General features: G+C 48.0%; 14 protein-coding genes. 6 read left to right on the forward strand and 8 right to left on the reverse strand.

All coding sequences use genetic code 11. The features are described from left to right. On the reverse strand, window positions 1–1,059 hold a 1,059-nt coding region (locus ACOJS8_RS00270; protein WP_420146527.1), incomplete at its 3' end, for a hypothetical protein. A 747-nt stretch (window positions 1,060–1,806) separates the two neighbouring features. Then, a complete protein-coding gene (gene holA / locus ACOJS8_RS00275) occupies window positions 1,807–2,841 on the reverse strand; it encodes a DNA polymerase III subunit delta (protein WP_420146528.1) in 1,035 nt (344 codons plus the stop codon). 214 nt (window positions 2,842–3,055) lie between these two features. Between holA and ACOJS8_RS00280 the strand changes: the two genes are divergently transcribed. From ACOJS8_RS00280 to ACOJS8_RS00295, 4 genes are all read left to right on the forward strand, one after another. Further along, window positions 3,056–4,120 carry a DUF1611 domain-containing protein gene (locus ACOJS8_RS00280; RefSeq protein WP_420146529.1) on the forward strand — a complete coding sequence of 355 codons (1,065 nt, stop codon included), beginning with the start codon at window positions 3,056–3,058 and terminating at the stop codon, window positions 4,118–4,120. Further along, window positions 4,110–5,177 carry a mandelate racemase/muconate lactonizing enzyme family protein gene (locus ACOJS8_RS00285; protein ID WP_420146530.1) on the forward strand — a complete coding sequence of 356 codons (1,068 nt, stop codon included), beginning with the start codon at window positions 4,110–4,112 and terminating at the stop codon, window positions 5,175–5,177. Before ACOJS8_RS00280 ends, ACOJS8_RS00285 begins: the two co-directional genes overlap by 11 nt. Window positions 5,178–5,250: 73 nt before the next feature. After that, complete coding sequence (locus tag ACOJS8_RS00290) at window positions 5,251–6,168, forward strand: heme-dependent oxidative N-demethylase subunit alpha family protein (protein ID WP_420146531.1); 918 nt, start codon at window positions 5,251–5,253, stop codon at window positions 6,166–6,168. Window positions 6,169–6,363: 195 nt separating this feature from the next. Continuing rightward, entirely contained in the window at window positions 6,364–7,746 is a 1,383-nt protein-coding gene (locus ACOJS8_RS00295; protein ID WP_420146532.1) for an APC family permease, read from the forward strand. A 66-nt stretch (window positions 7,747–7,812) separates the two neighbouring features. Here the strand turns inward: ACOJS8_RS00295 and ACOJS8_RS00300 are convergent, their stop codons facing one another. The 4 genes from ACOJS8_RS00300 to ACOJS8_RS00315 all read right to left on the reverse strand — a co-directional run bounded on the left by ACOJS8_RS00300 (window position 7,813) and on the right by ACOJS8_RS00315 (window position 10,682). After that, window positions 7,813–8,262, reverse strand: a complete 450-nt coding sequence (locus ACOJS8_RS00300) for a rhodanese-like domain-containing protein (RefSeq protein WP_420146533.1) — start codon at window positions 8,260–8,262, stop codon at window positions 7,813–7,815. After that, window positions 8,259–8,864, reverse strand: coding sequence for an ACP phosphodiesterase (locus ACOJS8_RS00305; protein ID WP_420146534.1), 606 nt, complete (start codon window positions 8,862–8,864; stop codon window positions 8,259–8,261). Before ACOJS8_RS00305 ends, ACOJS8_RS00300 begins: the two co-directional genes overlap by 4 nt. Next, complete coding sequence (locus tag ACOJS8_RS00310) at window positions 8,861–9,403, reverse strand: deoxycytidylate deaminase (RefSeq protein ID WP_420146535.1); 543 nt, start codon at window positions 9,401–9,403, stop codon at window positions 8,861–8,863. Before ACOJS8_RS00310 ends, ACOJS8_RS00305 begins: the two co-directional genes overlap by 4 nt. 160 nt (window positions 9,404–9,563) lie before the next feature. Next, the gene (locus ACOJS8_RS00315) at window positions 9,564–10,682 is read right to left on the reverse strand and encodes a glycerate kinase (protein ID WP_420146536.1); all 1,119 of its coding nucleotides are present in this window, start codon (window positions 10,680–10,682) and stop codon (window positions 9,564–9,566) included. A gap of 71 nt (window positions 10,683–10,753) precedes the next feature. Between ACOJS8_RS00315 and ACOJS8_RS00320 the strand changes: the two genes are divergently transcribed. Both ACOJS8_RS00320 and ACOJS8_RS00325 read left to right on the forward strand, forming a co-directional pair. Then, complete coding sequence (locus ACOJS8_RS00320; RefSeq protein WP_420146537.1) at window positions 10,754–11,776, forward strand: Gfo/Idh/MocA family protein; 1,023 nt, start codon at window positions 10,754–10,756, stop codon at window positions 11,774–11,776. A gap of 13 nt (window positions 11,777–11,789) precedes the next feature. Next, window positions 11,790–12,704, forward strand: a complete 915-nt coding sequence (locus ACOJS8_RS00325) for a pirin family protein (RefSeq protein WP_420146538.1) — start codon at window positions 11,790–11,792, stop codon at window positions 12,702–12,704. A 73-nt stretch (window positions 12,705–12,777) separates the two neighbouring features. Here the strand turns inward: ACOJS8_RS00325 and ACOJS8_RS00330 are convergent, their stop codons facing one another. Beyond that, a complete protein-coding gene (locus ACOJS8_RS00330) occupies window positions 12,778–14,103 on the reverse strand; it encodes an ABC1 kinase family protein (RefSeq protein WP_420146539.1) in 1,326 nt (441 codons plus the stop codon). A 63-nt stretch (window positions 14,104–14,166) separates the two neighbouring features. Further along, complete coding sequence (locus ACOJS8_RS00335; protein WP_420146540.1) at window positions 14,167–14,832, reverse strand: TetR/AcrR family transcriptional regulator; 666 nt, start codon at window positions 14,830–14,832, stop codon at window positions 14,167–14,169. Window positions 14,833–14,908 lie beyond the last annotated feature (76 nt).

Consider the following 14,908-nt stretch of genomic DNA (forward strand, 5'->3'; position numbering starts at 1 on the left):
AAAGGGGGCAAACAGAGATAACGTAGCATTTGCACTATTGAGAAAGGGAGCCTGGTTGGAATACCCATAGGCACCCACTGGTGCTAATGACCCAATCACAATACTACCTCTGTTTACAGAAGGATCTAAGGTCAAGCCTAAGGTGTTTTTCTGATTCCCAAATCCATACTGAATGCAATGATCAATCTGAAGCTGGCCCTCATTGAGTAAGGTAGCCAGGTTGAGAAGCCCGTACTCGCCCACTGTGGCGGTTTTCCCAATCGCCACAGTGGCCTTGTTGATAAAACTGGCAGTAAAGCTGTTGTACAAGCCAGCTATGATAGAGCGATCCACTTGAATGGAGCCACTCGGATTATTAATAAAATTACCTTCATTCAATAACCCATTATCCCCTGCTGAATCCACAGACCCGATCACCAGACTTGCCTCATTCGTAAAACTGCCATAGTCATTGAACAAACCCGCTTTGATGGAACGGTCAATCTGAATGTTGCCGCCCGGGTTGTTCGAAAAACTCCCCTCATTCAACACCCCATAAGTCCCCACGGATGTCATAGACCCAATCACCAAACTTGTCTCATTGGTGAAACTGGCTACAAATCCATTGTACAAACCCGCTAGGGCAGAGCCATCAATCTGCAGGCTACCTCCAACTTTGTTGATGAAAACCCCCTGGTTACGAAGCCCATACTCGCCACTTGCCCCCCCACTTCCGATCACCAGTTGACCGCTGTTGTTGACCGTGCCTTTGTTGGAAAAAGCGGTGGTAAAGCCCGCAATGATTCTGGAGCCATCTACTGTTAAACTCCCCGAAGCAATGGTAAACGAAGCCCCGATCTGCACTTCAATCGATTTGGCCAGAGCAGTCACCCCCGTGCCAATAATAGGCGAATTGATTACTTTAGGAATCACTACGTCGCTGGAGGCAGTGGGCACCAGATTGGTATTCCAATTGCTGGGCGTATTCCAGTCGGTGGAGGTGGAGCCGATCCAAAAGGTCTGAGCCAGACTAGTCAAAGTACTTACCAGCAAAAATAGAAGAATTACAGCTGATCTCATGAGCCAGGAATAAAAGGATGGCAACCTAGTACGTCAGCTATCCAAGACTGGCATTCCTGGTCAAGTTATTAGTTTACATTCATTGACCGGAACATCAGCAAAACTTGGTTCCTTTTGAGACAATCAGCTCGTTATCTTCGAGACTATGTCTTAACGCAACCAGCGAATCTCTCAGCAACCGCCATATGTTACCGCTAATAACAAATATACATTAATAAAGTTACTATATATAAGATTAAAATAAATTAATCACTATACCCAGGTAAAAACATATTGTGCACATGATTAATACAGAAAGTCACAAATAACTATTTATATGGTCAATCTGTAGGCTAAATACTACCCTTAGTTATACTTCGATCAAGGTGGGATTTAAAGGTAGCTAGTACTACAAATATCATGTAAGCATTACCAAACAACATTGCATAGGTAATTCCTCGGTAATTGAACCGCTTGTGCATAAACACTTAATCGTGACTTATGGCCAAAAAACGTGCAGATAGTACAGTTCATCGAAAAATAGACAATCTAGCTTACTACAGGAGCTAGATTTATCATATCAAATACAGAACAGTACGTGATTGGCGACTTGTCAAACGTACAGTTAAAGAGTTTGAGTAAGGGAGGTAGACAATGGCTATCTTTATTATAAAGAGGAGTGAGAACGGAAAAGCAACTCGACATAGATTCGGGTTGCTTTTTTTATTCAATAGCAATGGAGAATCGGTTTTTAAGAACGTAGTGCGATTAATGTAAGACTACAAAAACCAGTTCGCGCAAAATATCACCTTCGCTCAGGGCAGGTGCATCGATTCCTTTGCTACGTGCATCGGCCCGACGAATGGCGTGAATTATATCAGCAACTTTAGGCAGTGGAAACGTACGGGCGGCCGTAAGATAATCTTTCACAAAAAAAGGATTCACTCCCAACATCGGTGCCAGTACTTTTTCGGTTTGATCTTTAGAAGATTGTACTAATAATACCTTGCTGAAATAGCTAAACAGCTGCGCCAGAATAACCACAAGCGGGTTATCCTTTGGGTTACGTCCAAAATAATCGACAATTTGGTTCGATTTCACTACGTCGCGCTGGATAAGGGCTTTTTGCAGCTCGAAAACATTATATTCTTTGCTGATGCCGACTAACCGCTCGACAGTTGCGGCTGATATTTCTTCTCCTACGTGTAAGTTGATTAATATTTTGTCGATCTCGCCCGCCAGCCGTTTAAGGTCATTGCCGATGTGATCAGCCAGCAGCTGACACGCTTTCGGGCTGACTTTGGCGCCCTGTTCGCGACAATACTCACCTATCCAGTCCGGAATTTTATTATCGTAAAGTTTTTTAACCCCTAAAAGTTTTCCCTTCGTGCCAAAAGCTTTGACCCATGATTTACGCTCATCCAAGCCTGGTTTGCCTTCTTCTTTAACGTAGCACAACATTAAAATCGTGCTGGGCAGTGGATTTAGCGCATAATCTTCCAGTAGCGTTTGCGCTGATTTGTCGTTGATGCCACTCATTTGCTGGGCTTCTTTCACCAGCACCAGTTGCCGTTCGGCCATGAACGGGTAACGACGGGCGTAATTCAGTACAGCACCCACATCGGCGTCTTTTCCGAACAGCACGAACTGGTTAAATCCACGCTCTGCCACGGGAACGGCCACTTTTTCAAGCTCTTCGGCAATCCGGTCGAGATAATACGGCTCGTCGCCGTGGATTAGATAAACCGGAGCAATTCGCTTGTTACGAATGTCTTTTAGGAGAGTATCAACGGCGGGAATCAAAGCATGTATACGGTTTGTAGTTATCTAAGCGAACCAACGAACCACAAAAATAAGTCCTAATGACGATTAGTACCGTATTAAAATGAATCGGATTGAAGCCGATAGGCAGGAGTGCTGTTTGCCGATTTTAACGTAAGGAGCATATGACCTGGCTGCGGTTTATTTTGCTATTATCGCCATATTACCGCCGAAATCATTTACGAACGCTTTCTTTATGAACAATCGGGCAATTTTGCTCACCGACGGCTTTCTGAGCACGCCCAACGCTAAAACGGCGCATGGCTTGATTCGGGGCACTGAACGTTATACTGTTATTGGTGTAATTGACGCCCCCACCGCTGGTCAGGATGCTGGAACTGTGCTGGATGGACGACTACGTAACATTCCCGTTTTTGCATCAGTCGATGAAGCGCTTGACCAGGTCGATTCAATTGATTACGCCGTAGTTGCCATAGCGACCAATGGAGGTACTTTGCCAACCAGCATGCTTACAGACATCAAACGGTGCATCGAAAAGGGGATTTCCGTAGTTAACGGGCTTCATGAATTTCTGAATGATAAACCCGAAATCGTTACGTTAGCCAAGCAGTATGGCGTTCAACTAATCGATGTTCGCCGACCCAAACCACGTAACGAATTGCATTTCTGGACGGGTGAAGTTAATCAGATAACCGCGCCAATTATTGCCGTGATCGGTACAGACTGTGCCCTCGGCAAACGAACTACGACCCGGCTGATTCGGGAAGCCTGCGGACGTAGCGCCCTTAATGCACAAATGATTTACACTGGCCAGACAGGCTGGTTACAGGGCGGAAAATACGGCTTCGTTTTTGATTCAACATTGAATGATTTTGTGTCGGGCGAGCTGGAGCACGCACTCGTTACGTGCTGGCGAGAAACCAGTGCCGACGTATTGCTGATAGAAGGCCAGGCCGCTTTACGGAATCCAAGCGGACCCTGCGGTTCTGAGTTTCTGGTATCTGGCAACGCCCGACATGTTATACTCGTGCATGCCCCTAAACGAACGTATTACGATCATGATCCGGCCTGGGGAAAGATTCCATCTATTGAGTCGGAGATTGCGTTGATCCGAGCGTATAATTCTGACGTTATTGCGCTTGCGCTCAATACAGAGGATTGTACCGACGAAGAAGCCGCTACGTATCAGAAACAGTATGCCGAACGGCTCGGCATTCCCGTCCTGCTCCCTTTACAGGAAGGTGTCGACGCTGTCGTGCCGGTTATTCAATCACTAATTATTACCTCCCATGCGGATTAGATCTATTCGGGCTTACCTGAAGAATCTGGCGCTCACAAAGCCTTATACCATTGCTTACCAGACTACGTCCGATGTCGAAAACGTCTTTCTGGAGATAGAACTTGAAAACGGCATGATTGGAATTGGAGCTGCCAATCCATCACCGGAAGTTGTAGGTGAATCGCCGGAACAGGCGCTGCAAAATCTTCAGAGCGACTGCATAAACCGCTTAGTTGGGAAAGATATTCGACTTTTTCAGGCATGGATTCGCGAGAGTAACCACATGTTTCGCCAGTCGCCCGGTACGTTGGCTGCACTCGATATTGCGCTACACGATGCTTTTGGGCAGTATCTGGGTATCCCAGTAGTACAATTCTATGGACAAAAGATTCATTCGCTTCCGACTTCTGTAACCATCGGAATTATGAACGTAGCGGATACGTTGGCCGAAGCGACAGGCTATTATCAGCAGGGTTTTAGGGTGTTGAAGGTCAAAACGGGTCTGAACGTAGACGAAGATATTGAACGAATCCGCAAGCTTCGGGAAACGTACCGTAATGACGTTACCATACGCGTTGATGCAAACCAGGGCTATTTATTTACTGACTTAGCGCGTTTTATCACTGCAACTGCCAATGCCAAAGTTGAGTTGATTGAACAGCCACTTCCTGTTGGCCATGATCAGGAATTGCTCAGCTTACCAAATGACATCCGGCACTTGCTAGCCGCCGATGAATCGTTGAAAGGGCCCAAAGCAGCACTGGAATTAGCGCAACAACCGCTGCCGTTTGGCATTTACAATATCAAACTGATGAAATGCGGAGGGATTCGGGCCGCCCTCGACATTGCCACCATTGCCGAACCCGCAGGAATTTCACTATTTTGGGGCTGCAACGACGAAAGCCGGGTCAGTATCACAGCGGCCCTGCACGCAGCGTTTGCCTGTCCACATACGCGGTATATCGACCTTGATGGTAGTTTCGATCTGGCAGAGGACGTAGTATCCGGTGGTTTTGTTGTAGAAAACGGCTCCATGCGTCCAACGGGCGGAGCTGGATTAGGGTTAGTTCGATACTAACAGACGGTCTCAGATACGTTTGCGAAATCCTGGTGAATACAAAAAACGGCTAGGCTGCCGGTGCTGACGAATCATGCTTCCTTACTTTCCTTTCGGACAGCGCTTCAACGAAAAAATGGGCACGGCACTTTTGTCTGAAAGTGAGCGGCTCATTGAAGTCGATGAGCACTATAGGTCAGAAATCGCCTTAAAACGGCAGCTGTTAGCTGAACTTCCTGAATACTACTATCAGGATTTACCCGGTTACGAAATTGCTCAATGGGACGTAGTAGATAGTGTCTTGCATAATTTGGCTCTGTTTGCACCAGATCAATTTACACTCCAACAGGATGGCAATCGCTGGTACTGGAGGAATCATCTACTGAACGAAACGATTGCATTTACATTTGGCGATGTTACTACACTTCCTCACGCTCCGCTCGATTGGATAGGCCGACAGATTCAGGAAGATTTGCTTTTGCTGACAGGCCATGACGCTACGTTGGTGGCCGGGCAGCTTTGCTTTGCCAATGACTGGAGTCTCGACGAGAAAATAGGACTCCCCTTCTGGCAGATTCATGCCCCGATCACGCCGATTGTCGAGCCGATGATGCGTGCTGCTCAGAAATTACTGGAACGCTTACCGGTTGGCCGTTCGGTATGGCGCGCAAACTGGAGCCTGAAAATTAGCAATCAGCTCGACATGACGGCTCGTCATACGCCCATGCTTAAGCAATTACTTACCGACCGGCTGCCGACTTTAACGTCTGAAACCATTGGCGACCAACTTTTCGTGAGAGTTGAGCGCCAAACGCTTACTCGATTGCCCCGTTCACAGGCCATTCTGTTTGGCATCCACACGTATCAGAATCGACTAGCCAACGAAGCCGCCGATCCTGAACGGGCAAAGCTGATGGCACAAACACTCAGCACAACGCCCCGTGCAATGCTGGAGTATAAAGGTATGACTGGCTATCTTCCTGCCTTACTGACGTATTTGACCAGAAAATAGTGTTCTCACATCGGGTAAGCGGGTCCGCAACTATCTCTTCAATCGTTTTCGCAGAAAAGAATACTCCTCTGAAACAGCCAGGTTTTATAGCCTGTGCCAACGGAAAAGCCGCAATCAAGTCAGCTAATTATTTTGTAGTATTACGTTTCTGTAGAATTATTCAGTCTCTCTTTTACTATTAAGCGAAATAATTAAATGGTCAAACTGGACCGCACGATTGACACTCGTTCTGCAATTCTGCTGGTAGTCAGCGGTATAGTTGGGTCGGGAGTTTTTAAAAAAGTTGCCCCTATGGCAGCTGAGTTAGGTTCTCCGTTGCTGGTTGTTGCCTGCTGGATAGCTGCCGGGCTCGTCAGTTTGACCGGTGCCCTGACGTATGCTGAGATGGCGGGTATGTTTCCGCAATCAGGGGGGGAATATGTTTATTTTAAGCGCGTATACGGTCGTCTGTTTGCCTTTCTATATGGCTGGGGTGCGTTCACCGTCATGCGAACGGCCACGATTGCCGCACTCTCGCACATTTTTGGACAATCGCTGCTTTCGCTGGCTGGCTTACATACTGAGTCGACGGAATTCCTTGTGAAATGCGTTGCCACGGGACTTATTGTCTTCCTTAGTTTCATCAACTACCGGGGCGTTACGCTAGCTGAAGGCCTGAGCCGTGCCTTGATCTACATTGTCTTTGTGGCTGTAGCAATCATCGCGGTCCTTGGTTTTTCGGCCGAATCGGGTAATCTATCCAATCTGACACAGTCGGTACAACCTAGCGGTACCTCGATACGCAGTAGTATATTAGGATCGCTGGTAGCGGCTTCTTTAGGCGCTTTCTGGGGATATGAAGGCTGGAATCAAATTGGCTACATCGGAGAGGAAATAAAAAATCCGCAACGAAATCTGCCCATCGCGCTCGGCGTTGGCACCAGCATTGTTATTGCCATTTACGTTCTACTGAACATCGTTTATGTGTACGTATTACCTATTGATTCACTGGTGCAGCTCGCTAATATGCCCGGTAAAATTGCCGCTGTGGAAGTCGTGCGGCAGGCGGCTGGCTGGGCTGGCGCTACGTTCATTTCGATACTCATTCTGATAACGACCTCCAATTCAACCAATGCCTCTATTCTCATGCCCGCCCGAGTGTTCTACGCGATGGCCCGCGACGGGTTATTTTTTAAATCGGCGGCTGTTATTCACCCTCGTTATAAAACGCCATCCGTCGCTATTCTGCTTCAAAGCGTTTGGGCGGCAATACTAGTCTGGTCCGGCAGTTTCGATCAGTTGACAGATATGCTGGTTTTTGCTTCGTTTATTTTTTATGGGGCTACCGCTCTGGGTGTCATTCTTTTACGTTATAAACAACCAGAACGGGTGCGCCCCTACCGGGTTGTTGGCTATCCGTTTGTTCCTGCATTTTTCTGTATCTGCTGTACGTTACTGGTTGTGACAACACTGATTAATCAACCACGCGAAGCACTGACAGGTCTTGGCCTGATCGCAACGGGTTTACCTTTCTACTGGTTCTGGCGAAAGCGTACCGACGAATTTAACGTAGAGGATGTATTGCTGAAGGAAGACTAAACTGACCTATGGACATTAATTAGTCAGGTTAAGTCAAATATTAGCTTCGCAACGTAGTACATTTCGTCACTCAACTGCCGGGTAGCCTTTGTCCAGCCAGTCGGTTTTCAGGTTTTTGGCGAGATTCAACAGTTTGTGGTTTTTGAAGCCCATTTCGTTGAGTTTCGTAAATGCCGGACGAACATTTGGACAGTTTTTGAAAGGGCAGCAACCGCAGTAAATCACAATCTCCCGGTTTTTGGGCTCCTTATTAAGTAGTTTCTCCAGTGCTGCTACGTTCTCAACTTCGCTTGCAGGCCCAACTCCAACCGAATTTTTTATCGTAGCTGCTGGACCTATGCTAATGATAAGTGGCTTTTTTGCGTCAGCCCTCTCTATCAACGTAGCCAGGTCGGCAGGTTCCATTAACTGATCCGGACGCCAGGGCTCAGCGTTTTTCCAGCTTATCTGAGCGATCACCGTGAAAGCCACAACGATAAGAATCGCGAGTGATGAGACTATTTTTTTCGTATTCATAAGTCAGAAAGTAAGGAAATACGTATTGGCTGGGTGTGATCGACTAAATCAGTCCAAAAATACGTGAAATGACTGTAGATCTGTTCATAATATTGCTCCAAATCTTCGATAGCCGTATCAAGTCCGGAAGGATATACCGTCCGGCGGGAGACGCCTTTCAGCGAGCGATCAATACCTTCCAGATACTGATAACCAGTGAGCCAGTCTTGCCGTATCATGTAATCGGCCATGCGCATAGCCGACGAAGGAAGTCGTAAAACGTTATCCTGTATGGTCTGATAGAAATCCGGCACAAAGGTTGTCAGCGATTCACTGGTGAGTGCCTGAAAGTTAGCTGCCAGAAAATGATCAAAGAAAATATCAACAGCTGCGCCTGCGTATTTGTGGCAACGTGGGTGCAATATATCCCGCACGGCTGCTACGTCAGCATGGGAATCGGTGAACGTATCAATAGCCCGATGAAGCCGCACACCCGCTTGTTCGCCCGGCGACAAACCATGACGCGGACTGGTAGGATCACCTTTGATGAAGTCACCAATAAAGTTTCCAATAAGTAATCCCTCGTTCTGCCCCGACAGGTATGCATGCGCCAGAATATTCATAACCCTCTCGTTGAGACGGGCGTCTCGGAAAGTGCCATCACGCCATCCCCTGATACGTAGCGTTCGACCGTCACGCCAAACCGACGCAGAAAATCGACGCCTTCATCCGACCCAATCCCTTTGTATGCAGCATAGGAATTCAGATAAACGACCCGCTCAATTTTCATGCTGTAAATAATGCGGGCGCAGGCAATGCAGGGCGACAGCGTTACGTAGATGGTCGATCCTTCTATCTCAGAGCCGTTTTTGGCTGCATACAAAATTGCGTTCTGCTCCGCGTGCAAAGCCAATGAACACGAGCCTTTTGAGTCACGAGGGCAACCAACACCCGGAAATTCTTCATCGCAGTTATGCGTTCCAGCGGGTGGCCCATTATAACCGATGGAAATAATGCGGGTATCACGAGTCAGTACCGCGCCAACCTGCGCCTTGATACAGTGGGATCGCTTGGCCAGATTGATCGCCAGATCCATAAAGATATCATCGAAACGCGGGCGAGTTGTCGAAACGGAAACAGACTTACTTGTTTTACTTTCCATATTACAAAATACCAGAAAAATCGGGGTATTGTATCTACACTAGAAGAAACGCGAACAGCCGATCACTATTTTATTTATCCTCCATAAGTCCTGCCCCTGGTATGAGCACTGCCGATTTTGCCCATAGGTTATCAGATTTGGGCAACTGACGTATCAGAATTCACTTCACTATCAGCCGCATTACCTGGAACGTAGCACGTTGCAAATACTCCGCTGCGTTTTCCAGCGCATTGTCTAAACTGATCGGGCCAGGCGCGATTGAGAAAGCACTGGTCAGGCCCAAAGAATCGAGTTCGTCGGGCCTGAGTTTCAGAGAACCACAGAGAGCCACAACCGGTATGCTACGTTCCTGCGCCAGGCGCGTAATGCCTGCAATCAATTTTCCCTGTAGTGTCTGGTTGTCAATACGTCCTTCTCCCGTTAGGACCAGGTCTACATTCGCTAGTTGCTCGGCTAATCGCGTGTGTTTGATGACCAGATTCACGCCCTCGGTTAGCTTCCCATTCAGAAACAAAACGGCTCCGGCGCCAAGTCCACCAGCAGCGCCAGCGCCTGGTATGGCTGACAAATCAAGTCCAAATTGAGCACGTATTAACCCCGCCAGATGAACCATGCCCGCATCAAGCGTAGGCAGATCGGTTGGTTTTGCGCCTTTTTGCGGACCATATATGAACGTAGCGCCCTGCGGCCCTACAAGTGGATTCGTTACGTCGCATGCCACTTCAACCGTGCCGTTCCAACGCTGATCAGGTTGAATAATTGACTGCATATCAACCAGATTGCCACCGCATGGCCGTACTTCCTGACCAGATTTATTCAGAAAACGCCATCCCAGAGCAGCGGCCATGCCCGTACCCGCATCGTTGGTAGCACTTCCCCCAATCCCTAAAACGATCCGTTCAACATTTTTGCTAATGGCATGATGGATCAATTCGCCCGTGCCGAACGTATTGGTTAGAAAAGGGTTGTACTCTGAACGGTTAAGCAACCGCAAACCGGATGCCTGCGCCATCTCAATAAAGGCTGTTTTACCATCGCCTGAAATGCCATAACCAGCTTCGACAGGTCGGCCCAGTGGATTCTGGACCGTAACTGTATGCCACGTACCTCCGGTTGCCTGCGTTAGTACGTCAGCTGTGCCTTCACCCCCATCGGCCATCGGCACAGACAGGATATCAGCCGTTTCATCAACCAGCCGTATGCCGTCAGTCATCGCTTTACATACTTCGGAAGCGGTTAGAGACCCTTTGAATTTGTCAGGAGCCAATAAAATTTTCATGCGAATTCGTTTGGACTGGCAAGTTAACGGGTAAGTCAGTAAACTTGTCTGTTTATCAATTTCTAACGTTCATGTCCAAATTCAAGGTAGCCATTATTGGTGGCGGTAAAATTGCCGACAGCAACCACATTCCCGCTCTCAAGCAACTGTCGGATCGGGTAGAGATTGTCGCCGTCTGTAGCCGCGACCTTACCAAAGCGCGTGCGCTGGCCGATAAACACGAAATTGATAAATCCTTTTCCAACACCCTCGAAATGTATGAGCAGTGCGCTCCGAACGTAGTGGTTATCTGTACCCCAAACAATCTTCACTACTCGCAAACGATGGAGGCACTGGCGCACAACTGTCACGTTTTTTGCGAGAAACCACCTGCTGTTCATGCGCAGAACGCCCTTGAAATGGCAGAATTGGCCGATGAAAAAGGCTTGACATTGGCCTATAACTTCCAGCTCAGACAATCCAGCGAGTGTAAGTTACTGATGCGCTGCCAAGCCGATGGGTTGCTTGGCGATATTTATCACATCAAGGCTAATTTTCTGCGTCGACGCGGAATACCGGGCTGGGGTTATTTTACGGACAAAAACATTCAAGGTGGTGGCGCCTTGATAGACCTTGGCGTTCACGTCCTCGATCTGGCCCTGTATACCCTGGGCTATCCTAAACCCGATCAGGTGCTGGGCAATACGTATGATTTCATCGGAAAGTCAGGCGGCAAGGGTTTACTCGGTTCATGGAATCCAGATACATTCAGCGTTGAAGATGCTGCTACGGCCTATCTGACGTTTCCCAATAAAGCGTCCATTAGCTTATCTGCTTCATTTGCCCTGAATATGCAAGCCGAAAAAGACCGTAATCTGGAAATATTTGGCAGCAAAGGTGGTGTAAAGCTTTTCCCGTTTACACTTCATACTGAACTGGCGGGCGAACTGGCCGACGTACAGTTTCCTTATTTGGAAGACGTTGATATACAATTAAAAAATACCGAAGCTTTTCTGGATGCCTGTTTTGGCAGGCCATCCACCGTTTGTACCGCCAAACAGGGAGCGATTTTACAGGAAATTATCGAACGAATTTACCAATCGGCGGCACTATAAAAACAACCTGCTTATGTTAGACCTAGTTATTGACGCACGTCCTGCTTCTTTGGGAAATGGATTCAATGTTCGGCGGATTCTTCCCTATCGATTACGCCGGATGCTTGGGCCGTTTATTTTTATGGATCATGGCGGGCCAGTAAGTTTCGCACCGAAACAGGCTCCCAGCATGGACGTACTGCCGCATCCGCACATTGGCCTTTCTACCGTCAGTTACTTGTTTGATGGTCAGGTTACGCATCGGGACAGCCTTGGTGTTCAGCAGATTATTCGTCCCGGCGAAGTCAACTGGATGACGGCAGGAAGTGGCATTGCCCACTCAGAGCGTTTTGAAGACCCTTCTACGCTGGCGGGCGGTACGTTGGAAATGATTCAAACCTGGGTTGCACTGCCCGAAGCAGACGAAGAAGATGCGCCTTCATTCGACAACTACCAACCACAAGAGCTACCTATATTCACCGAGAAGGGCGTTTGGATGCGACTAATTGCCGGAGAAGCTTTTGGCTTGCGTAATGACGTAAAAACCCATTCGCCGTTGTTTTACCTGCATGTTGTGTTGCAGGCCGGCACTCGGTTTGGTTTGCCGACAGGTTATCCTGAACGGGGTGCTTACGTAGCAAAAGGTATGCTGGAAGTTGGCGGCAATCGATACAGTGCCGGTCAGTTACTTGTTTTCAAACCGGGGATTGATCCTGTCATTACGGCCATCGAAACAACCACAATTATGCTGCTGGGAGGAGAGCCACTTGGCGAACGGTTTATCTGGTGGAACTTCGTTTCCTCCCGAAAGGAACGTATTGAACAGGCTAAAGCCGACTGGCAGGCTGGCCGTATAGCCTTACCCCCGAACGATAATCATGAGTTCGTGCCTTTACCTAACGACAATTCCAGACCTGCCGGAACGCCCCCACCGCAGCCGTTATCGTAAAGCATTCAACCACAAGGCCCGGAGAACGCAGGCTTTAGAATCTGCGCCCTTCGGGACTTGTGGCTGAACTTACTTAGGCGACCAGTTTCTTCGAGCGAAGCCACTCAGGTCTGGTCGTTGTAACGTTAGCTTTCAGTTCGTTCAGCATGGCGTACAAACCATAATACGTTCTATTGACGTACAGACCATCCTGCGAACCCCGCGCCACTTTTGAGTTTTTCAATTCCGGTACGTTTGCCAAGCCTTCAGCAAAAGCATACACTTTGCTGAAATATGAATCGTCCCCGAAATCGAACGTATCAACCGCAAAAGGTTCCGCCAGCATTAGCGTCATCTCTTTGAACAGGTCAGAAAAGAACTGCCGGTCTTTTGGCGAATCATCCGGCGATAAAAACTCCAGATTGTTAAAGACTTCATCGGTCAACACGGGATCTTCGAGCGTATCAGGATTAATAAGCTTGAAGTAATTGTCGTAATAAAAATCAGGAATGACTTTTACACACCCGAAATCGATTACCCCCATCGTACCGTCTGCTCGCATCAGAAAATTTCCGGGGTGCGGATCGGCGTGCACCTGACGTAGCGTATGAATCTGAAAATCGTAAAAATCCCACAACGCCTGTCCGATCCGATCACGAATTTCCTGTGAAGGATTTGTTCTCAGGAAATCTTTCAGATGGAGCCCATCAAGCCAATCCATTGTCAGGATGCGTTTGGAAGACAATTCGGGATAATATTTCGGAAAAACCAGATCAGGAATGCCGGCGCAGGCCTGCGAAATCTCGATGGATCGTTTCAACTCGAGTTCGTAATCCGTTTCTTCCAGCAGCTTCGATTCCACTTCGCCCATGTAGCGGTCAATATCGCGTTCGTTCAAACTCAGCAGCCTGACAGCCAGCGGCTTGGCGATTCTCAGGTCTGAACTTACGGCATCCGCTACGCCGGGATATTGCACCTTCACAGCGAGTTTTTTCCCATCTTTCCAGGCTTGGTGTACCTGTCCGATACTGGCGGCATTAACGGCTTCTATATCAAACTTATCGAACAATTGCGAAGGCGATTTCCCGAAATACGTCTTGAATGTCTTAACCACCAGCGGTCCCGACAATGGCGGTGCCGAGTACTGTGCCATGGTGAACTTATCGGAGTAAGCAACGGGCAATAGTCCCCGATCCATACTCAACATCTGCGCCATTTTCAACGCCGACCCTTTCAGTTCGCTCAAAGCGTCGTAGATGTCGGCCGCATTATCTTTATGCAGCTCCTCTCGGGACAGGTTGGGGTCAATAAGCTTCTTACTGTAATGCTTAATATAATTCCCGCCAACTTTTACCCCCGCCTTTACAAACTGACTGGCGCGGGCAACTTTGGTTGTCGGTACGGATGTTTGGGTTTTCATAGCAGAGGGCACGGGGCAGAGGGAATGGGGCACCTAACGAGTGCCCTTGGCCCTTACCCCATGCTATTTATTTTGATACATAAACTTGGCGAAGTCGAACAGCGTGTCCAATGGTGAACGACCAATCAGATCGAAAGCCGTATTGACAGCTTTTTCAATGGCCGTGTCTGTTTTTTCGAAGTTTTTACTCACATCGCGCACCCAGAAATCGAGTAGATAGAGCGTTTGCCCCCAGAGAGCGTCAGGGTAACGATCCGTGATGAAGGGACGCGGCTCTACTTCTTTGCTTTCGCGGCCTTCAGCCAGTAAGTCGCGGGCATAATCATAAAACGCTTCTTTAAATGGTTTCAGAACCTGCGACTGTTGGACAAAACGACCTGTATTTCCCGCTCCACGCCCTTTGCTGGCTTCGCGAATCCGGCCATAGCTGTATACAACAAAACTGCGCTGGGATTTCAGTAGCTCAATCCAGGTATAGTAGAAAGCCAGCACTTTTTCCCGGACGGAGTACGTCTGAGCAGTTTCGTCAGCCTCAACAGTGGCTTTGGCTTCATTGAAAAAAGTCAGCCAGATATCGGCTTCAATGGCATCGAACGAAGTATACTCTTTATAAAAGTCGGCTTCGGCGATTTTTAGTTTCTTGGCAAACTGAAAAACGGAGGTAGGCTGTTTCCCGTTTTCCAGTACGTACTCCGTGTACGCTTTACGGATTTTTTCGAGCGTTTCCATATATAAAGGGAACGGTCTGTACATGAGAAAAGTTTACCCCCGTTTAGTCAATAATTAATCTCTATCATTACGTTTT

Source organism: Spirosoma sp. (assembly GCF_048594605.1).
Classification (GTDB): domain Bacteria; phylum Bacteroidota; class Bacteroidia; order Cytophagales; family Spirosomataceae; genus Spirosoma.